General features: G+C 61.5%; 16 protein-coding genes. 2 read left to right on the top strand and 14 right to left on the bottom strand.

Annotation, left to right across the window (positions count from 1 at the left end):
* Positions 1–57 precede the first annotated feature (57 nt).
* The 6 genes from rpoS to GTP69_RS03795 all read right to left on the bottom strand — a co-directional run bounded on the left by rpoS (position 58) and on the right by GTP69_RS03795 (position 6,301).
* Complete coding sequence (rpoS, locus tag GTP69_RS03820) at positions 58–1,053, bottom strand: RNA polymerase sigma factor RpoS (protein WP_110849078.1); 996 nt, start codon at positions 1,051–1,053, stop codon at positions 58–60.
* Between the two features lie 16 nt (positions 1,054–1,069).
* Positions 1,070–2,026, bottom strand: a complete 957-nt coding sequence (locus GTP69_RS03815) for a peptidoglycan DD-metalloendopeptidase family protein (protein ID WP_161053639.1) — start codon at positions 2,024–2,026, stop codon at positions 1,070–1,072.
* 27 nt (positions 2,027–2,053) lie between these two features.
* On the bottom strand, positions 2,054–2,920 hold the full coding sequence (locus tag GTP69_RS03810; RefSeq protein ID WP_161053638.1) for a protein-L-isoaspartate(D-aspartate) O-methyltransferase: 867 nt from the start codon (positions 2,918–2,920) through the stop codon (positions 2,054–2,056).
* Positions 2,917–3,654: a 5'/3'-nucleotidase SurE gene (gene surE / locus GTP69_RS03805; RefSeq protein WP_161053637.1), complete on the bottom strand. Its 738-nt coding sequence runs from the start codon at positions 3,652–3,654 to the stop codon at positions 2,917–2,919. Before surE ends, GTP69_RS03810 begins: the two co-directional genes overlap by 4 nt.
* A 70-nt stretch (positions 3,655–3,724) precedes the next feature.
* The gene (locus GTP69_RS03800; RefSeq protein WP_161053636.1) at positions 3,725–5,686 is read right to left on the bottom strand and encodes a tetratricopeptide repeat protein; all 1,962 of its coding nucleotides are present in this window, start codon (positions 5,684–5,686) and stop codon (positions 3,725–3,727) included.
* A 9-nt stretch (positions 5,687–5,695) separates the two neighbouring features.
* A complete protein-coding gene (locus GTP69_RS03795; RefSeq protein WP_161053635.1) occupies positions 5,696–6,301 on the bottom strand; it encodes a toll/interleukin-1 receptor domain-containing protein in 606 nt (201 codons plus the stop codon).
* Between the two features lie 158 nt (positions 6,302–6,459).
* Here GTP69_RS03795 and GTP69_RS03790 point away from each other — a divergent pair, with 158 nt between their 5' ends.
* The gene (locus GTP69_RS03790) at positions 6,460–7,446 is read left to right on the top strand and encodes an NADPH:quinone oxidoreductase family protein (RefSeq protein WP_161053634.1); all 987 of its coding nucleotides are present in this window, start codon (positions 6,460–6,462) and stop codon (positions 7,444–7,446) included.
* Positions 7,447–7,535: 89 nt separating this feature from the next.
* Here GTP69_RS03790 and yoaA read toward each other — a convergent pair whose 3' ends face one another.
* Entirely contained in the window at positions 7,536–9,572 is a 2,037-nt protein-coding gene (yoaA, locus tag GTP69_RS03785; RefSeq protein WP_161053633.1) for a DNA repair helicase YoaA, read from the bottom strand.
* A 26-nt stretch (positions 9,573–9,598) separates the two neighbouring features.
* Positions 9,599–9,799, bottom strand: coding sequence for a YdcH family protein (locus GTP69_RS03780; protein WP_008450659.1), 201 nt, complete (start codon positions 9,797–9,799; stop codon positions 9,599–9,601).
* A 115-nt stretch (positions 9,800–9,914) separates the two neighbouring features.
* Between GTP69_RS03780 and GTP69_RS03775 the strand changes: the two genes are divergently transcribed.
* Positions 9,915–10,682: a PP2C family protein-serine/threonine phosphatase gene (locus GTP69_RS03775; RefSeq protein WP_161053632.1), complete on the top strand. Its 768-nt coding sequence runs from the start codon at positions 9,915–9,917 to the stop codon at positions 10,680–10,682.
* Here GTP69_RS03775 and GTP69_RS03770 read toward each other — a convergent pair whose 3' ends face one another.
* From GTP69_RS03770 to GTP69_RS03745, 6 genes are all read right to left on the bottom strand, one after another.
* Positions 10,683–11,345, bottom strand: a complete 663-nt coding sequence (locus GTP69_RS03770) for a hypothetical protein (protein WP_161053631.1) — start codon at positions 11,343–11,345, stop codon at positions 10,683–10,685.
* 17 nt (positions 11,346–11,362) lie between these two features.
* A complete protein-coding gene (gene zapE, locus GTP69_RS03765) occupies positions 11,363–12,460 on the bottom strand; it encodes a cell division protein ZapE (protein WP_110849088.1) in 1,098 nt (365 codons plus the stop codon).
* Between the two features lie 69 nt (positions 12,461–12,529).
* Complete coding sequence (lpdA, locus tag GTP69_RS03760) at positions 12,530–13,960, bottom strand: dihydrolipoyl dehydrogenase (protein WP_161053630.1); 1,431 nt, start codon at positions 13,958–13,960, stop codon at positions 12,530–12,532.
* 3 nt (positions 13,961–13,963) lie between these two features.
* Positions 13,964–14,293 carry a PspC domain-containing protein gene (locus GTP69_RS03755; RefSeq protein WP_161053629.1) on the bottom strand — a complete coding sequence of 110 codons (330 nt, stop codon included), beginning with the start codon at positions 14,291–14,293 and terminating at the stop codon, positions 13,964–13,966.
* Positions 14,294–14,347: 54 nt separating this feature from the next.
* Complete coding sequence (gene odhB / locus GTP69_RS03750; RefSeq protein ID WP_161053628.1) at positions 14,348–15,601, bottom strand: 2-oxoglutarate dehydrogenase complex dihydrolipoyllysine-residue succinyltransferase; 1,254 nt, start codon at positions 15,599–15,601, stop codon at positions 14,348–14,350.
* 72 nt (positions 15,602–15,673) lie between these two features.
* The gene (locus tag GTP69_RS03745; RefSeq protein WP_161053627.1) at positions 15,674–18,529 is read right to left on the bottom strand and encodes a 2-oxoglutarate dehydrogenase E1 component; all 2,856 of its coding nucleotides are present in this window, start codon (positions 18,527–18,529) and stop codon (positions 15,674–15,676) included.
* Between the last annotated feature and the right edge of the window lie 212 nt (positions 18,530–18,741).

Genomic DNA, 18,741 nt, shown 5'->3' with positions numbered 1-18,741 from the left:
CCGCGTACAGGGGCGACATGATACCAGAACAGGCAGGGAGTCAGCGACTACAGCAGATTACAGCAGGGAATCGCGGACCACGCCGCGCGCCGCCATCGCCCGTTTGAGCTTGACCAGCGCTTCCTGCTGGATCTGGCGCACCCGCTCCCGCGTCACGCCCATCTCTTCGGCCAGGGTTTCCAGCGTGGCCGGATCGTCGTTGTCGAGGCCGAAACGGCGCATGATGACGATGCGCTGCTTGTCCGGCAGCTTGGTCAGCCAGTCGCGCACCAGCACCGTCATTTCGTGGTGTTCGGCGCGGGCGTCGGGACTGTCGTCGCTGTCACCGGGCAGCATGTCCATCAGCGATGATTGTGGATCGTTGTCGAGCGGCGCGTCGAGCGAGGTAGCGTGCTCGGACAGCGCCAGGATGTCCTGCACCTCTTCCACCGGCCGGCCGACCAGCTCGGCGATGTCTTCGGCGGTGGCGTCCTTGCCGTTGTGGTGCTGCGCTTCGAGATGGTATTTGCCGCGCAGGATCTGGTTCAGCTCGCGCACCATGTGCACCGGCAGCCGCACCGTGCGCGCCTGGTTCATGATGGCGCGCTCGATGCTCTGGCGTATCCACCAGGTGGCGTAGGTGGAAAAACGGAAACCGCGCTCGGGCTCAAACTTGTCGATGGCGCGCATCAGGCCAATGTTGCCTTCTTCGATCATGTCCAGCAGCACCACGCCGCGGTTGATGTAGTGCTTGGCGATCGACACCACCAGACGCAGGTTGTGCTCGATCATGGTCTGGCGCGCGCTGAAGTCGCCGGCCTTGGCCAGCGTGGCGTAGTGGACTTCCTGCGGCGCCGTCAGCAGCGGCCGGGTGCCGATCTGGTTCAGGTAGTGCTGGGTGGTGTCGGTCGACAGCTCGGCCGCCAGCACCTTCTTCAGCTCGTCGACGGTTTCCAGAACCGCGCCGGTCTCCGGCGCGTCAGCCTCGTCCGCGTCGTCGATGCTGGCCTCCTCATCCTGGAAATCATCCGGGAGCGAGTCGTCGTCCATCTGATCGTGCGGCGTAGAGGTCATGGCTCACATGGCTCAACTAGCGGTTAGGCAGGAAGCGGGAGGGATCGACTGGCTTGCCCTGCTGCCGGATTTCAAAGTGCAGCTTGACGGAGTCGGTATCGGAGTCGCCCATTTCCGCAATCATTTGTCCCTTGCTGACAGTCTGGCCTTCCTTCACCAGGATGGTCCGGTTATGCGCATAGGCCGACAGCAAATTACTACTGTGCTTCAATATAACGAGATTACCATATCCGCGGATGCCACTACCGGCGAACATCACTTTTCCGGCCCCGGCAGCCACGACTTGCTGGCCGGCCTTGCCGGCGATGTCCACGCCCTTGTTCTTGCCTTCGTCGAAGACGGCGGTCACCTTGCCTTCGGCCGGCCAGACCCAGGTCACAGCGGCGTCGTCGGCGGCAAGGGTCGGACCGGCTGGCGCCGCCGGTGCGGCCGGGACAGAAGCGCGGGCCGAAGCAGAGGCAGCTGCGGCGGCGGCCGGCGCTGGCGCAGCGGCGGCGTCCTTGCCATTGTCGGTGCGCTGCAATTCGGCCAGGTTAGCGTCCGTATACGGCTTTTTCTCGCCTTTGGGACCGGTTTTCTTGACCACCGGCGCCGGCGGCGGCGTCTTGTCGGACGGCGGCATGATGACGGCGGCGGTTTCCACACCGGCGCCATTCGGTGCGCTATCCGGCGGCAGCACGCGTAGCGCCTGGTCGACCTTGATATCGTTGGCGTTGGCCAGGTTGTTCCAGGCCACCAGGTCGCGGTAGTTCTGGCCGTGTTCCAGCGCGATGCGAATCAGGGTATCGCCCTTTTTCACGATGTATATGCCGCGCTCGTCACGGCCGATCTGCGCCGTTTCGCTCGGGGTGGCGGGTTTGACAGCGGGAGAGACGGGGCGGTCAACGACCGGAGCTTGGTTGGGGGTGGTTTGGCAGGCGCTCAATAAAACCAGCGCAAAGCTCAGTACGAGCAGATTGCTTTTATTCGTCATTCTCATCTTTGTCTAGTGGTTCGGGCGCTAAATCACGCCCGGACGCAACGGCACGAAGTGGCAATCTTCCAGCGTTTCGCTGGTCCACTCCGCCTTGCCGGTGCGCGTAATCAGTTCCAAATGCTGCGTGCGGACGCCTACCGGTGCGACCAATCGGCCGCCGATGGCCAGCTGGTCCAGCAGTGCTTGCGGCACCTCCATTCCGGCCGCGGCCAGAATGATACCGTCAAACGGAGCAGCTTGCGGCAGGCCAAGCATACCATCTCCGTAATGCAGACGCAGGTTCGGGACGCGCAAGGGGCGCAGATTGGCCTTGGCCAGCTCGTGCAAAGGCTTGATACGCTCGATGGAATACACTTCTTGCGCCACGCAGGACAGCACCGCCGCCTGGTAGCCGCAGCCGGTGCCGATCTCCAGCACGCGCTGCAGTTGGCCGCCGTTGCGCAGCACCTCGATCATGCGGGCCACGATGTAGGGCTGCGAGATGGTCTGATGGTGGCCGATCGGCAGCGAGGCGTCCACATACGCCTGCGGCGCCAGCCCTTCGTCCATGAACATATGGCGCGGCACGGTGTCCATCGCGCCCAATACCAGCGGGTCCTTGACGCCCTGCCTGGCGATCCGCTGCACCATGGCGCGCCGCACGCCGTCCGACACCAGCGCGCTCTGGCGCGGCGGCGCCGCTGGCGCCTGGGCCCGTTCGAGGGCGTAACTGTGCGACTTGGACGGCGTGGCCACCGCGCGCGGCGCCGGATATTGCGGCGGTGCGTGGCGGGCGGCGTTCTGGGTGGCGGTTTGCGGTGTTGCCACCGGCTTGAAGACCGTTGCCTTCCTGGCCCCCTGGTCGGTTACCGAGGACAGCGGCAAGGGAAAGGTACGGTTTTTTTCAGTCATGCCAAGGCCTTTGCCAATGCATTGAGTTGGGTGGAGTGCGTCAAATCGATTTGCAACGGGGTGATCGACGTGCTGCCGTTGGCACAGGCATGGAAATCCGTGCCCTCGCCGGCATCCTTGCACGCGCCAGGCGGGCCGATCCAGTAGATATCCCTGCCGCGCGGGTCCTTGGCCTTGATCACCGGCTCCGACTGATGGCGGCGGCCCAGCCGCGTGGCGACCACCTGGTTAAGCTGGCCATAAGGACGATTCGGTATATTCACGTTCAGCAGATACGGGCGCGGCAACGTTTCATAGTAGCGCTGGATGATGTCGCGCGCATGACGGGCGGCATCGTCGATATGCTCCCAGCCGTAGGTGCCCTGTGAAAAGGCGATGGCGGGAATGCCGAACAGATAGCCCTCGGTGGCGGCGGCGACAGTGCCGGAATACAGCGTATCGTCGCCCATATTCGGGCCGTTGTTAATGCCGGAGACCACCAGGTCAGGCGGCGCGTCCAGCAAGGCCGTCAACGCCACGTGGACGCAATCGCTGGGCGTGCCATTGACAAAGTAGAAACCATTGGCCGCCTGCTGCACCGACAGCGGCCGGTCCAGCGACAGCGAGTTCGATGCGCCCGAGCGGTTGCTGTCCGGCGCCACCACCACGATCTCGGCGATCGGGGCAAGCGCGTTGGCCAGCGCATTGATGCCGGGTGCCAAATAGCCGTCGTCATTGCTAATCAGGATTTTCATTCAAATGATTTTACCTGAAGCAATGCCGCTACTGCGCATGCCGGCCGCCCCCTTTACGTATAAATTTTCGTCAACGCGGCGGCGTCCGGCCGCCATACAACGCCCCGTCCAGCGCCACCATTTCATCGGCCGTGCGCGACCACGCACTGTTGGCCGTCAGCGCGCCGCGCCGCCGCAGCGGCCGCACCAGGGCGTCGCCGTAGTCGTCCATGGCCGCATCCTGATGCAATTCCGGCACCATCGGCGCCTCGTCGGTGGGCACGCCCAATTGCAGTTGCACATCTATTAACTGTTCGCGCGCCTTGCCGGTTTCCGGGTGATCCGGCCCCAGCCGGCGCAGATAGGCTTGCAGCACGGCGTCCAGCAGGCTGCGCGCCGTGTCCAGCTCTTGCATTTGCAACAAGGTGTAAGCCAGTGCGGTCTTGCTGCGCAGCGTGTCGGGGTGCTCGACCCCCAGCAAGCGCTTGTGCGCCGCCAGCACCTGCTCCTGCACGCTGCGCGCCAGCTGGATGTCGCCGCGCTGCAGCAGCAGTTCGGCGCGGGCCGCCTTGGCGCCCAGGGTTTGCAGATGGTCGGGCCCGACCAGCCGGGTGTAGGTGTCGAGCACGCTGTCCTGCATGGCCAGCGCCTCGACCAGCCGGCCTTGCTGGCCCAGCGTGGCGGCGAGGTTGGCGCGCGCCGCCAGCGTATCAGGATGTTCGCCGCCCAGCACGCGTTCGCGCGCTTCGACGATGCATTCTTCAAGGAACTGGGCTTCGTCCAGCCGCCCCTGCTGGCGTAGCGCGCCGGCCAGATTGGTCTTGCTGGCGAGCGTATCCGGATGATCCTCGCCCAGCGCGCGCTGGCGCAGCGACAGGCTTTCCTCGAAGCTGGACAGGGCCGGCCGCAGCTTGCCCTCGCGTCTATATAGTTCTCCGAGCAGATTGAGTTCGCGCGCCAGCGGCTGCGACATGGCGCGCGCGGTAGCCCCGCCGTCGTCCAGCGCGCCACGTGCCTCGTTAATCTTGGCCAGCAGCTGGATTTCGCCGCTGGATTGCCACGGGAAATAGCCGGGCGCCAGCCATGACAGGAAAGCCTCGAAGGTGCGTGTCATGGAAAAGCGGTCGCCACCCTGATCGAGCCGTACCGCCACCTGCTCGCCGTAGGCCAGTGAACGGGTCTGCTGCAACTGCACTTCATCAAAATAACTTTCCAGCGACACTTGCTGCATGCCATAACAGTCGCGTATCAGTTCCTCAAAGCCCGGCTGGTAGCCGGTAATCCGCAGCGAAGCATCGCCACGCCGCCACTGGAGGCGCTCACAACAGTCAGCCATGTCTATGCGCGACGGCAAAGGATAGATCAGCAACGGCCGCTGCTCATCTTCGTGGCTGCGGCGGTAGGTGGTGGCGCGGCTGACCAGTTCCTGCAAGCCATCCAGGCTGTGGCGGCCGGGCGTGAACATCAGCACCAGCTTGCGGGGAAGCAAAGTCGTGCAAACGCCGGCGCTGTCGCTGCGGCCGTTGCGGGAATCGATCAGCACGTAGCGGAAATGCCGCGACAAGCGGTCGGCGAAGCAGCGGAACAGCGCCGGGCAGCTGTAAAACAGCTCCTCCCACTGCATGGCGGCCAGCCGGTCGGGATAGCTGTCGTCGAAGCGGCCGGCGCGCATCAGATACAGCTGGCTGCCCTGATCAACCCGGGTCACGTATTGCTCCCAGCCCACCGCTGCCAGCACATCGTGCGCCAATTCGTCGTCATCCACCGTCAGCGGGCCGGTACGACGGCGCAGCAGCTGCTCGCGGCATGCCTCGAAAAACTCCAGCACCCCCGGCTTGTGCTCCTGCGGCTGCTCGAAATAGTGGTGCAAGCCGGCTGCCTCCAGGTCCCAGTCGATCATCAGCACCGGCGCAGTGGCGTTTTGCTGGCGCGCCAATAACACCGCTATATTGGATAAGGCCATGGTGCGACCCGTGCCGCCCTTATAAGAATAGAAAGTAATGACTTCGCCGCCGGCGCTCAGCGGCGGTAGTGACAGGGAGGTGAGTTCCATGGCAAACCTTTAGCGTGGGAAATGTGGAGGAGGAACGGCACGCCATTCCGGCGGGATCTCCGGCAACACAAAACGGCTGCAGTCATGCTCCGGCGGCGTGCTTCGTTTTAGACAGTGGTAATGCTCGGCGATGCGGTGGACGATTTTTTCAATGTCCGGGATGAAATCGGGATTGGTCTTCAGGTCCCCGCTGGCCAGCGTGTAGCGGGAAAAATCCACATACATGCCCGGCCCTGTAATTTGCGGCGGCAGGCCGACCGGGTGGCGGGTCATGATGACGGGGATGATCAGGTGGCTGGGCAGCTGATACCAATGCTGGCGTTCGCGCTCGATAAGTTGCATTGCTGCAAACTCACGCCGTGTGTAGCCATGGGCCTCATACTTGGGTGTATAAATGACAATCATGCAAACGCTCTCACACAGCGCGCGCGCGATTTTGCTGTCGAGGTCGTCGCCGCCCCCGAGTTGTTCACTATCAACAAACAGTTCGTTCTCGTTGTCGAAATGAGGTTCCAGATAGCATTTCAGGGCGTCGACCAGATCGTCCTTGAATTTGCTCATGTAAGCATGCTGGCCATGTGCATAGCTGAAGAAACAGCCGTGACGGATAGTCATGATATCCCCCTTCGTTTAACCAACTCTAACAATCCATTCTGGCGACACTTTGAGGCAGAACAAACGTGCGGCAGGCCGAACTTTGCGCAAACGGCTGGCGCTTTCAGGTAAGATAAAAATATTACGAGCGTTCTTTTTTATAACTAGAGGAGACCAGTATGAAAGCTGTCGTGTGTGAAGCATGGGGTTTGCCGGAGTCGCTGAAAGTACAAGAATTACAAGACCCGCAGCCGGGTCCGGGCCAGGTGGTGATCGAGGTCCAGGCGGCCGGCGTCAACTTTCCGGACGTGCTGATTGTGCAAGGGAAGTATCAGTTCAAGCCGGAACTGCCGTTCGTTCCCGGCAGCGAAGTGGCCGGCGTGATTCGCTCGGTTGCTAATGATGTGACAACTTTCAAGATCGGCGACAAGGTCATCGCCTTCACTTCGACTGGTGGTTTTGGGCAGCAGTTGTTAGCGCCTGTGCAAGCCTTGATGCCGATGCCACCGGGCATGGATTTCGACACGGCCGCAGCCATCACCCTCACCTATGGCACTTCGTATCACGCGATTGTTGACCGGGCCAAGCTAGAAGCTGGTGAGAACATGCTAATTCTTGGCGCAGCAGGCGGTGTGGGGCTGGCGGCGATCGAGATAGGAAAAGCCCTTGGCGCCCGCATTATTGCTTGTGCTTCGACCGATGAGAAGCTGGAGGTCTGCCGCCAGCATGGCGCGGACGTGCTGATCAATTACAGCAAGCAGGATTTGCGCGAGGCGGTGAAGGCGGCGACCGGCGGCAAGGGTCCGGATGTGATTTACGACCCGGTCGGCGGCGAATATGCGGAGCCGGCGTTCAGGTCGATTGCCTGGGGGGGGCGGTATTTGGTGGTCGGGTTTGCCAACGGCGAGATTCCGAAGTTGCCGCTGAATTTGACCTTGCTGAAGGGGGCATCGCTGATGGGCGTGTTCTGGGGCGAGTTCACCAAGCGTGATCCGAAAGGCAACTTGAAGAATATGCGCCAGGTGTTGCAGTGGTTGCAGGAGGGTAAAATCAAGCCGCTGATTTCGGGGCGTTATGCGCTGGAAGATGCGTGGCGAGCGCTGGATGATATGGCGGCGCGGCGGGTTACTGGCAAGGTGGTAGTGTTGCCGCAGACGGATCGTTGAGCTTGCTTTCACCCCGCACCACGATCAGTTGCGGGGTCTGACCCCGCACGGGGTCAGACCCCTCGGACTCGGGGGTTTGTGACTAGAAGTTACGGATTGGAATTCTTGTTTCGGAAGAATTCCATCACCACTTCCTGCTCCCGCGTGCGCTTGAACGATGGCAAACTCTGCCAGATCCGCTTGCCATACGGCTTGGAAATCACCCGTGGATCGCACAGCATCAGCACGCCCTGGTCGGCCTCATCCCGAATCAGGCGCCCGGCGCCCTGCTTCAGATTGATGATCGCCTCGGGTAAAGTGTGGTGCATAAAGCCATTTTTACCCTGCTTTTCCATCACCTCGATCCGCGCTGCCAGCACCGGATCGTCCGGCGGCGCAAATGGCAATTTGTCAATAATCACCAGCGACAGCGCATCGCCGCGCACGTCGACGCCTTCCCAGAAGCTCTGCGAACCGATCAGCACGCCATTACCGGCCTTGCGGAATTGATCCAGCAACTCAGTCCGGCCCTTATCCCCCTGCACAAACAGCGGGAACGGCAGATTACGCTTCTCAAATTCATCGCGCAGCCGCTCGGCAGCCCGCTTCACGGCGCGCAAAGTCGTGCACAAAAGGAAAGTTTTCCCGCCCGCTGCCTCGATGATCGGCAGCGCCAGATCCAGCACCGCATCCGTATATCCCATCGAATTCGGGTCCGGCAAGCCGGTCGGCACGTACAAAATGCCCTGCTCTTCGTAGTTGAACGGACTCGGCCACGACATCGACGGCTCGTCGGTCAGGCCCATCTGCTCGGAAAAATGGCTGAAATCCTTCTTCACCGCCAGCGTCGCCGAGGTGAAAATCCAGCTGCGCGGCACGCCTTCGCGCTGGCCGGCGAAGATTGGCGCAATCGACAGCGGGGTCTTGTGCAGTTGCAGCGACGACGCATAGGCCTCGACCCAGAACACCGCCTCCTCGCCCTTGGCGACCTTGGCTTTCGGGTCGAATTTCCACGCTGCCAGACGCGACACCAGATCCAGCCCGCGCTGGCGGCATTGTTCCAGCGTTTCCGCCCGTTCGGCCTGGGTCTCCAGCACAGCCATCATGCCGTCCAGTTCGTCTTTCAGGGTCTGCAACGCCGGGTAGAAATCGCTCGACGGCGCGATTTGCGGCAGCGACAAGCGTACGATGTCTTGCGGGAAAGTCAGGCGCAGGTCGCGCGCGGCCTTTTCCACCACCGTGACCACCTTGCCCCAGTCGGCGCCGTCGCGGGCGTTCGACAGGCCTTCGGCCAGCACGTCGCGGCACAGTTCCAGCACTTGCGAGGTTGAAAACGTGTCGCCGAAGAACAAGGTGGCGGTATCAGGAAGCTGGTGCGCCTCATCGAAGATAATCGTGTTGGCGGACGGCAGCAGCTCGGCCACGCCGGAATCCTTCAGCGCCACGTCGGCGAAGAACAGGTGGTGATTGACCACTACCACATCGGCCTGCTGCGCTTCCTTGCGCGCCTTCATGATGAAACAATCCTGGTAATACTGGCATTCCGCGCCCATGCAGTTGTCGCGGGTCGAGGTCACCAGGTTCCAGATCAGCGCGTTTTCCGGCACGCGGGCCAGCTCGGCCTTGTCGCCGGTCTTGGTCATTTTCAGGAAACGCGAGATTTCGCGCAGGTAGCCGACGTCGTCGCGCGAGGTCATGCGGCCGTTCTGCAGCGTGCGTTCCAGATGGTAATGGCACAGGTAATTTGAGCGGCCCTTCAGCAGCGCCACCGACACCGGCGCCTGCAAGGCGGCGCGCACGGTCGGAATATCGCGCAGGAATAGCTGATCCTGCAAGTTCTTGGTCCCGGTCGAGACGATGGTCTTGCCGCCCCACAGCAGCGCCGGCACCAGATAGGCGAAGGTTTTACCCGTGCCCGTGCCAGCCTCGGCGATCAGCGTGGTCTGGTTGGCGATGGCGACCGCGACCGCCTTGGCCATCTCGGTTTGCGAACGGCGCGGACGAAAATCGCCAACGGCCGGACCCAGCGGGCCGCCGGCGCCAAACAGGCGCTCTACCTCGGCATCATGCTTGCCGGGGGGATGGTCGGGAGTGGCGCCGATGATGGCGGGTGTCGCGTCGGACGCAGGTGGCAGGTGTTCGGTCAAAATAAACTTCGTTGTAACGTTTCGGCTCAGGCCGGAACGTCCGGCACCAGTTGCATTTTCAGCAGAGTGATATGGTCTTTCAGTTGCAGTTTGCGCTTCTTGAGACGACGCAATTGCAGTTGATCATGGTGTCCGTCCAGGGTGAGCATATCGATGACCGCGTCCAGATCGCGGTGTTCGACGTCGAGTTCAATCAAACGACGTTGGATATCTTGTACATCAGTCATATTTCTCAGTCAAATGGTTTCACCGGAACAACAAGAATTGCAAACACGTTGCCAACAAACTGCGACACGGTGCATAGTTTAATCTACGGCGCGTCGGACGCCAACAAATCATCTTATGAGCACTTATAAAATAGAAGCCGGGACCGCCCAGCACATCGGGAACCGGCCGCAACAGAACGACCGCGTTGCGCTATTTACCGCCGCCAGGGCGCCCGGCTATGTGCTGGCGGTGCTGGCCGATGGCAATAACAGCCCGATCGGATCGGACCAGGCGCTGCTCACCAGCAAGCACCTGTTTGACGAATTCCGCATCGGCGATGCGCCCAGCCTGCCCCGGCTGGAGGAGTTGCTGCGCAATATCGCGCAGGAAGCGCACGCCGTGATCAAAATGAATCCGATTGCCGCCGTGGCCGAACCGCAAAGCGCACTCGCGCTGCTGGTGCTGACGCCGCAAGCGCAACTGGTGTGGGCCCATGTGGGCGACGCCCGCCTCTACCACTTCCGTGGCGAAACCTGTCTGATGCGCACCAGCGACAGCGACTACGTCAACCATCTGGTCAATCACGACAAGCTGCCGGCGGAAGCGGCCAAAAAACACCGCAGTTCGCGTTTGCTGAATAACGCGCTCGGCAACAGCCTGAAAGATCCGCATGTCAGCACCGGCTCGCAGCAAGGTTTGCAGGCCGGCGATTCCTTGATGCTGTGTTCGGACGGACTGTGGCAGCTGTTCCGTCACGAAGAACTGGCCGCCGCCGTGGCCCGCAACACGCCGCGCCAGGCCGCCGAACGGCTGATCGCCAAGGCGGCGGAACGGGCCCAGGGCAAGGGCGACAACTGCTCGATGGCCATCATCAAGCTGGTGGCGCCGCCCGCCGCCGTCTGATTACTTGGCTGGAGCCGAAGCCGCCTGCTGTGCAGCCGCCTTCTTCTTGTCCGCTTCAGCGCGCGCGGCGGCCTGTTTGGCCTTCTCTTCGTTTTCCGCTTTCTTGCGCGCGACTTCCTTCTGGCGGCGCTCCGACTCGGCCTGCTTGCGCTCGAAGGCCGTCACATTGGCGCTGCGCTTGGCGGCGTTGGCAGCGTCCTCTGCCTCCTGACGTTTCAGCTTGGCTTCATGTTGGGCTTCACGGTCCGCCAGGCGCGGGCCGGACGATGGTTTCGCCGCTTCGTGTTCTTCCTTGGGTGCTTTCGGCGGCTGGGCGGCGCGCAGCATCGCTTCGTCGGCATCCTTGCGGGCGCGGTCGGCCAGGTCGGCGTCGCGCTTGGCGACCGAGTCGGCGCGCTTGAAGTGCTCGGCGTCGACTTCGCGCACGCGCACTTCGGCCAGCGCGGCGCGGCGTTTTTCCTTGGCCTTGTCCAGACAGTTATTGACGAAGAAGCGGGCCGAGCATTCACGCTCGCTGGCGGCGTATTCATCGGTGATGGCGGCGCGGTCCTGCGCCACTTTCACCAGCGCGGCATTGGCCTGCTCCACGGTCTGGACGTTCTGGGCCACGGCGGCCGACATCGTCGCCGCCAGCATGGCCATCATGGTGATCAGTGCTTTCATATTCTAAATCCTGTGACTTACGACAGCGATGCGGCCGCAGCGCGCTGTTCGCGGTCCATGTATTCACGCGACTGCATTTCGACAATGCGCGACACGGTGCGATGGAATTCGTTGGCCATGGCGCCGTTGGTGTACAGCTCTTCCGGTTCCACTTCCGCCGACATCAGCAGCTTGACGCCCTGGTCGTAAAACACGTCGATCAGCCAGGTGAAACGGCGTGCTTCCGACGACATGGACGCCGACATCATCGGCACCCCTGACAATATCACGGTATGGAAACGGCTGGCGATTTCCAGGTAATCGTTCTGCGAACGCGGGCCGCCGCACAGCGTATTGAAATCGAACCAGATGATGGTGCCGGCGCGGCGCAACGCGCGGATCTCGCGCGCTTCGATGCGGATCACCGGATCTTCATCGGCGGTTTCAGCCACGCTGGCATAGGCGTCGCGCAGCGCCTTGTCGGTCTGCGCGTTGAGCGGCGTGTAATACGCCTCGACCTGCTCCAGCGCGCGGCCGCGGTAGTCGATGCCGGCGTCGATGTTCATCACGTCCAGCTTTTCGTACAGCAGCGCGATGGTCGGCAGGATGCGGTCGCGGTGCAGGCCGTCCGGATACAGCAGCTCCGGATCGTAATTCGAGGTCATGATGAAGGACACGCCGTTGTCGAACAGCGCCTTCAGCAGGTTGTACATGATCATGGCGTCGGCCACGTCCGAGATATGGAACTCGTCGAAGCAGATCAGCCGGTATTTCTTGGCGATGCGCTTGGCCACTTCGTCCAGCGGATCAGCCACGCCGCGCAGCTCGTCCAGTTGACGGTGCACATCGCGCATGAATTCGTGGAAGTGCAGACGCGTCTTGCGCACCAGCGGCACCACCGAGTAGAAACTGTCCATCAAGAACGACTTGCCACGTCCCACGCCGCCCCACATGTACACGCCTTTCGGCACGGCCGGGCGATTGATCAGGCGCTTGAAGGTGCTGGACCGCTGGCCCTTGTAGGCCACCCACTCGTCATAGCATTGCTGCAGACGGGTGATCGCGCGCTGTTGTGCCTCATCGGCCTTGTAGTCGCGCTGGGCCAGCGCGTGGTGGTAGTACTCTTCGACGTTCATGGTTTCAATCTGCGCAAATAAAAACGGCGGGCCATGGTGGCCCGCCCTGCTAGCTACAACAAATCCAGCTTAGAAGTTCAGCGTACGCTTGTCGATCGCCAGTGCTGCCTCTTTGGTGGCTTCCGACAGCGATGGGTGAGCGTGGCAGATGCGCGCGATGTCTTCGGCCGAAGCCTTGAACTCCATCGCGACAACGGCTTCCGAAATCAGCTCCGACGCCATTGGGCCGATGATGTGCACGCCCAGGATTTCGTCGGTGTTGGCATCGGCCAGGAACTTGACCATACCGGCGGTGTCGCCCAGCGCGCGTGCGCGGCCGTTCGCCAGGAATGGGAAGGTGCCGGCTTTGTATGCCACGCCTTCGGCCTTCAGCGTCTGTTCGGTTTTGCCGACCCAGGCGATTTCCGGCGAGGTGTAGATCACCCAAGGAATGGTGTTGAAGTTGGTGTGACCGTGCTGGCCGGCGATACGCTCGGCCACGGCAACACCCTCTTCTTCCGCTTTGTGCGCCAGCATCGGGCCACGTACCACGTCGCCGATTGCCCAGACGCCTGGCAGGTTGGTTTTGCAGTCGCCGTCGACGGCCACGAAACCGCGCTCGTCCAGCGCCAGACCGACTTTGTCGGCAGCCAGGCCGTCGGTGTTCGGGGTGCGGCCGATCGAGACGATCAGCTTGTCGAACACGGCGGTATTGGCTTCGCCTTTGGCATTGTCGAATTCAACGGTCACGTTGTTGTCGCCCTTGGTGACCTTGTTGATCTTGACGCCCAGGTTGATCTTCAAGCCTTGCTTGGTGAACAGCTTGTTGGCTTCCTTGGCGATCTGCTCGTCCACGGCGCCCAGGAAGGTCGGCAGACCTTCCAGCACGGTCACTTCAGCACCCAGACGACGCCATACCGAACCCATTTCCAGGCCGATCACGCCGGCGCCGATCACGCCCAGCTGTTTCGGCACGTCGCCGATGGTCAGCGCGCCGGTGTTCGACAGGATCAGTTGCTCGTCGAATTCCGCGCCTGGCAGTGCACGGGCGTTGGAACCGGTAGCGACGATGACTTGCTTGGCGTTGATGGTCTCGTTGGCAGGCGCCGAGATCGTCAGCGGGTAGCCGTCAGCGGTGGCGGCGCCAGCGAACGAGGCGCGGCCATGGAAGAAGGTGACCTTGTTTTTCTTGAACAGGAACAGGATGCCGTCGTTGTTTTGCTTCACAACGGTGTCTTTGCGCTTGATCATTTGCGGCAGGTTCAGCGACAGGCCGGCAACATCGATGCCGTGATCCTTGAACGCATGACCGGCGTGCTCGTAGTGTTCCGACGATTGCAGCAGCGCTTTCGACGGGATGCAGCCGACGTTGGTGCAGGTGCCGCCTGGAGCCGGGCCACCTTTTTCATTTTCCCACGCGTCTACGCAAGCAACCGAGAAACCCAGCTGTGCAGCACGAATCGCGGCGATGTAACCGCCAGGACCGGCGCCGATAACTACTACGTCAAATTGTTTACTCATTTTTTAATTTCCAATCAGTTCGTCTTCTGGAACGAAGATCCAAAGCAGAATGTAGATGGCGAGACCGAAACCAAAGGTGCAGACGAACAGCACAAACAGCAAGCGCCAGATCCACGACTCGACGCCGCTGACGCGCGCCAGGCCGCCACAGACGCCACCGAGCCAGCGGTCGGTGTGCGAGCGGCGCAGGCGCCACAGGTCGGCGTCGCCGCCGAGGCCCGGTGTGGGACCGCTGTTCAGCAGCCGGGCCTTGGCGGCCGCGAACTCTTCGTCCGACAGCGCACCCGCCTGGTGCAGCTCATGCAAACGTTTGATTTCTTCTGCAACGTTCATTCATGATCCTCTGAGAATTTCCCTGGCCCAGACGGGCCAGGGAGCCAGCGAGAATTACAGGTCCAGCAGCAGACGTGCAGGATCTTCCAGCGCTTCCTTCATGGCCACCAGGCCCAGTACGGCTTCGCGGCCGTCGATGATGCGGTGGTCGTAGGACATTGCCAGGTAGTTCATTGGACGAATCACGATCTGGCCGTTTTCAACCACAGCGCGGTCTTTGGTCGCGTGCACGCCCAGGATCGCCGATTGTGGTGGGTTGATGATCGGGGTCGACAGCATCGAACCGAAGGTGCCGCCGTTCGAGATCGAGAAGGTGCCGCCGGTCAGGTCGTCCAGGGTCAGCTTGCCGTCTTTGGCTTTGGCGCCGAATTCGCCGATTTTCTTTTCGATTTCAGCGATCGACATCTGGTCGGCGTTGCGCAGGATCGGCACCACCAGGCCACGTGGCGAACCGACAGCGATACCGATGTCGAAGTAGCCGTGGTAGACGATGTCGTTGCCATCAACCGAAGCGTTGATGATTGGGTATTTCTTCAGCGCGGCAACAGCGGCTTTAACGAAGAAAGACATGAAGCCCAGCTTGACGCCGTGCTCTTTTTCGAACTTGTCTTTGTACTTGTTGCGCAGTTCCATGACTGGCGCCATGTTCACTTCATTGAACGTTGTCAGGATGGCGTTGGTCGATTGCGACTGGATCAGGCGCTCGGCGATACGGGCGCGCAGGCGGCTCATCGGCACGCGCTCTTCCGGACGGTCGCCCAGGTTGGCGGCGGCTGGTGCGGCCACTTGTGCCAGTGCTGGCTTGGCGGCTGGTGCGGCCAGTGGCGCAACGGCTGGTGCTTTGGCGCCGGCGGCCAGGGCGTCGCCCTTGGTCACGCGGCCGTCTTTGCCCGAACCGGCGACATCGCCAGCGCTCAGGCCTTTTTCCGACAGGATCTTGGCGGCGGCTGGCATGGCCACGTCGCCTTTCGAACCACCAGTGGCGGCGGCTGGGGCAGCGGCTGGTGCAGGTGCGGCAGCGGCGGCTGGCGCAGCGGCAGCAGCTGGAGCCGCAACGGCGGCGGTGCCTTCGGTATCGATGATGGCGATCAATTCGTCAGCCACTACGGTGCTGCCGTCGCCCTTGATGATTTCCACCAGGACGCCAGCGGCCGGTGCTGGCAGTTCCAGAACCACTTTATCGGTTTCGATGTCGATCAGGTTTTCGTCGCGGGTGATGGTGTCACCGATTTTTTTGTGCCACGTCAGCATGGTTGCTTCTGCGACCGATTCCGACAGCTGAGGAACTTTGACTTCGATTTTTGCCATTTGAAAAACTCCGTTTATTTGTTTTTGCGGCGCTCCACCGCGTAGCAGCAGAGCGCTCCGTTCAATGTGTGATTACTTGGTCAGGATGAAGCCTTTGAGCTTCGAGAAAGCGGTTTCCAGCAGCTCTTTCTGTTGAGCGTAGTGCTTGTCGTAGTAACCGACGGCTGGCGATGCCGAAGCTGGACGGCCGGCGTATGCCAGACGTTGACCAGCATCCAGGCTCTCGAAGATGTTGTGCTGAATCTGGAACCATGGGCCCTGATTCTGCGGCTCATCCTGCGCCCACACCACTTCGGTCAGGCCTGGGAACTTTTTCAGTTCGGCGGCGAAGGCCTTGTGTGGGAACGGATACAGCTGCTCGATACGCACGATGGCGGTATCGGTCTGGCCGCGGGTTTTGCGCGCGTTGACCAGGTCGTAGTAGACCTTGCCCGAGCAGGCGATCACGCGTTTGACTTTTTTGGCGTCGATTTTCTCGTCGACTTCGCCGATCACGGTCTGGAACGCGCCTTTGGCCAGTTCCGACAGCGGCGAACCTGCATCCTTGTTACGCAGCAGCGATTTCGGCGTCATGACGACCAGCGGCTTGCGGAACTGACGCACCATCTGACGACGCAGCACGTGGAAGATCTGCGACGCGGTGGTCGGCTGTACGACTTGCATATTGTTGTCTGCGCACAGTTGCAGGAAACGCTCTGGACGTGCCGACGAGTGCTCCGGACCCTGGCCTTCGTAGCCGTGTGGCAGCAGCATCACCAGACCGGAAGCGCGGCCCCACTTCACTTCGCCGGAGCTGATGAATTGGTCGATCACAACCTGGGCGCCGTTGACGAAGTCGCCGAACTGGGCTTCCCAGATGGTCAGGGTGTTTGGTTCTGCGGTCGAGTAGCCGTATTCGAAGCCCAGCACTGCCTCTTCCGACAGCACCGAGTCGATCACGGTGAATGGCGCCTGGCCTTCAGCGACGTTTTGCAGCGGCACGTAGGTGCCGGCATCCCAACGCTCACGGTTCTGATCGTGCAGCACGGCGTGACGGTGGGTGAAGGTGCCGCGGCCGGCATCCTGACCGGTCAGGCGGATGGCGTAGCCCGACGACACCAGCGACGCGAAGCCCAGGTGTTCGCCCATGCCCCAGTCCAGGTTGACTTCACCACGGCCCATGGCAGCGCGGTCGCCCAGTACCTTCTCGACCAGCGAGTGGACTTTGAAGCCTTCCGGCACGGTGGTGATGCGGGTGGCCAGACGTTTCAGTTCGGTCAGCGGCACGGCGGTGTCGGCAGCGTCGGTCCATTTCTTGTTCAGGAACGGCAGCCAATCGACCGCGTACTTGTTCTTGAAGTTGGAGATGACTGGATCGACGGTGTGTTTGCCGGCGTCCATGGCGTCACGGAACGCAGCTTGCAGCTGTTCGCCGCCATCGGCCGCGATCACGGTCTGGGCAACCAGTTTGTCCGCGTACAGCTTGCGGGTGCCTGGGTGCTGGCCGATTTTCTTGTACATCAGCGGCTGGGTCAGCGCTGGGGTGTCTTGCTCGTTGTGGCCCAGTTTGCGGAAGCAGATGATGTCGACCACGATGTCCTTGCCGAACTCGGTGCGGTAGTCCATCGCGATTTGCGATGCCAGCACGGTGGCTTCAGGATCATCGGCGTTGACGTGCAGCACCGGCGCTTCGATCATTTTGACGACGTCCGAGCAATAGATGGTCGAACGGGCGTCGCGTGGGTCGGAGGTGGTGAAACCGATCTGGTTGTTGATGACGATGTGCACGGTACCGCCGGTGCCGTAGCCACGGGTCTGCGCCAGATTCAGCGTTTCCATGACCACGCCCTGGCCGGCGAATGCGGCGTCGCCGTGTACCAGGATCGGCAGCACTTGCTTGCCGCCGTGGTCGCCGCGGCGATCCATACGGGCTTTGACCGAACCTTCAACCACTGGGTTGACGATTTCCAGGTGCGATGGGTTGAACGCCAGCGACAGGTGGACCGGACCGCCAACGGTCGAGATGTCCGACGAGAAGCCTTGGTGGTATTTAACGTCACCGGCTGGCAGGTCGTCGCCGTGCTTGCCTTCGAATTCTTCGAACAGGTCTTTAGGCGCTTTGCCCAGCGTGTTGACCAGCACGTTCAGACGGCCACGGTGGGCCATACCGATCACGATCTCTTGCACGCCTTTTTCACCGGCGCGCTGGATGATCTCGTCGATCGACGCGATGAAGGTTTCGCCGCCTTCCAGCGAGAAACGCTTCTGGCCGACGTATTTGGTGTGGAGGTAACGTTCCAGGCCTTCGGCCGCAGTCAGACGCTCCAGGATGTGTTTTTTCTTTTCCGGGGTGAAGTTCGGGGTCGAGCGGATCGACTCCAGACGTTCTTGCAGCCAGCGTTTTTCGGCCGGGTCGGAAATGTACATGTACTCTGCACCGATCGAACGGGTGTAGGTATCACGCAGGAAATTGAGCAGGTCGCGAAGGGTCGCGGTCTCTGGCCCAAAGTAGGTATTGCTGACGTTGAACACGGTGTCCATGTCGGCATCGGTGAAGCCGTAGAAGCTTGGCTCCAGCTCAGGGATGCTTGGACGTTCCTGGCGTTGCAGCGGATCCAGGTTGGCCCAGCGCGAACCCAGATAGCGGTAAGCAGCGATCAGCTGGGTCACGGCAACGCGTTTGCGGCCCATTTCGGCATCAGCCGAGGCGGTAACGGTGCGGATTGGACCTGCTTTGGCGCGCTCGGCGAAGGAGGCGATCACGGAGGCGTGGGCGACGTCCGGTTTATTGGAACCATCGACAGCCGGCACGTGTTGCATGGCGTCGAAGTAGGCGCGCCAGTTATCTGGCACCGAGCCTGGGTTGTTCAGATACGCTTCGTACAGTTCTTCAACGTACGGGGCGTTCCCACCAAACAGGTAGGAGTTGGACGTATATTGTTGCATCATTCTTGCTCACCTTTCTTCGCGTTTCGCGAGGAATTAGCGGGTTGGTCTAACCTTCCGCGACACGGCCTGACCGGTTAGCGGATTGCACATCAAGTTGTGGGGGAAGGGCTTTTGTTCGGGTCTTACCTAAAACAGGTCCTTCAGCATAGCACCGGTATTGTATCCCAACAACCATATGTGCGGAAAAATACCGATGAAACTTGCAGCATTAA

The sequence above is a fragment of the Duganella levis genome (assembly GCF_009857605.1).
Classification (GTDB): Bacteria; Pseudomonadota; Gammaproteobacteria; order Burkholderiales; family Burkholderiaceae_D; genus Rugamonas; species Rugamonas levis.
Note: the sequence above shows the minus strand (reverse complement) of the source record. Positions and strands in the feature narration are given on the sequence as shown.

What these genes read in the sequence shown, in the direction of transcription:
- GTP69_RS03745 (WP_161053627.1), bottom strand. Translation starts at nt 18,529, where the DNA reads ATGATGCAACAATATACGTCCAACTCCTACCTGTTTGGTGGGAACGCC.
- GTP69_RS03815 (WP_161053639.1), bottom strand. Translation starts at nt 2,026, where the DNA reads ATGACGAATAAAAGCAATCTGCTCGTACTGAGCTTTGCGCTGGTTTTA.
- GTP69_RS03780 (WP_008450659.1), bottom strand. Translation starts at nt 9,799, where the DNA reads ATGACTGATGTACAAGATATCCAACGTCGTTTGATTGAACTCGACGTC.
- GTP69_RS03810 (WP_161053638.1), bottom strand. Translation starts at nt 2,920, where the DNA reads ATGACTGAAAAAAACCGTACCTTTCCCTTGCCGCTGTCCTCGGTAACC.
- lpdA (WP_161053630.1), bottom strand. Translation starts at nt 13,960, where the DNA reads ATGAGTAAACAATTTGACGTAGTAGTTATCGGCGCCGGTCCTGGCGGT.
- GTP69_RS03755 (WP_161053629.1), bottom strand. Translation starts at nt 14,293, where the DNA reads ATGAACGTTGCAGAAGAAATCAAACGTTTGCATGAGCTGCACCAGGCG.
- GTP69_RS03800 (WP_161053636.1), bottom strand. Translation starts at nt 5,686, where the DNA reads ATGGAACTCACCTCCCTGTCACTACCGCCGCTGAGCGCCGGCGGCGAA.
- surE (WP_161053637.1), bottom strand. Translation starts at nt 3,654, where the DNA reads ATGAAAATCCTGATTAGCAATGACGACGGCTATTTGGCACCCGGCATC.
- GTP69_RS03795 (WP_161053635.1), bottom strand. Translation starts at nt 6,301, where the DNA reads ATGACTATCCGTCACGGCTGTTTCTTCAGCTATGCACATGGCCAGCAT.
- GTP69_RS03770 (WP_161053631.1), bottom strand. Translation starts at nt 11,345, where the DNA reads ATGAAAGCACTGATCACCATGATGGCCATGCTGGCGGCGACGATGTCG.
- GTP69_RS03775 (WP_161053632.1), top strand. Translation starts at nt 9,915, where the DNA reads ATGAGCACTTATAAAATAGAAGCCGGGACCGCCCAGCACATCGGGAAC.
- rpoS (WP_110849078.1), bottom strand. Translation starts at nt 1,053, where the DNA reads ATGACCTCTACGCCGCACGATCAGATGGACGACGACTCGCTCCCGGAT.
- GTP69_RS03790 (WP_161053634.1), top strand. Translation starts at nt 6,460, where the DNA reads ATGAAAGCTGTCGTGTGTGAAGCATGGGGTTTGCCGGAGTCGCTGAAA.
- odhB (WP_161053628.1), bottom strand. Translation starts at nt 15,601, where the DNA reads ATGGCAAAAATCGAAGTCAAAGTTCCTCAGCTGTCGGAATCGGTCGCA.
- zapE (WP_110849088.1), bottom strand. Translation starts at nt 12,460, where the DNA reads ATGAACGTCGAAGAGTACTACCACCACGCGCTGGCCCAGCGCGACTAC.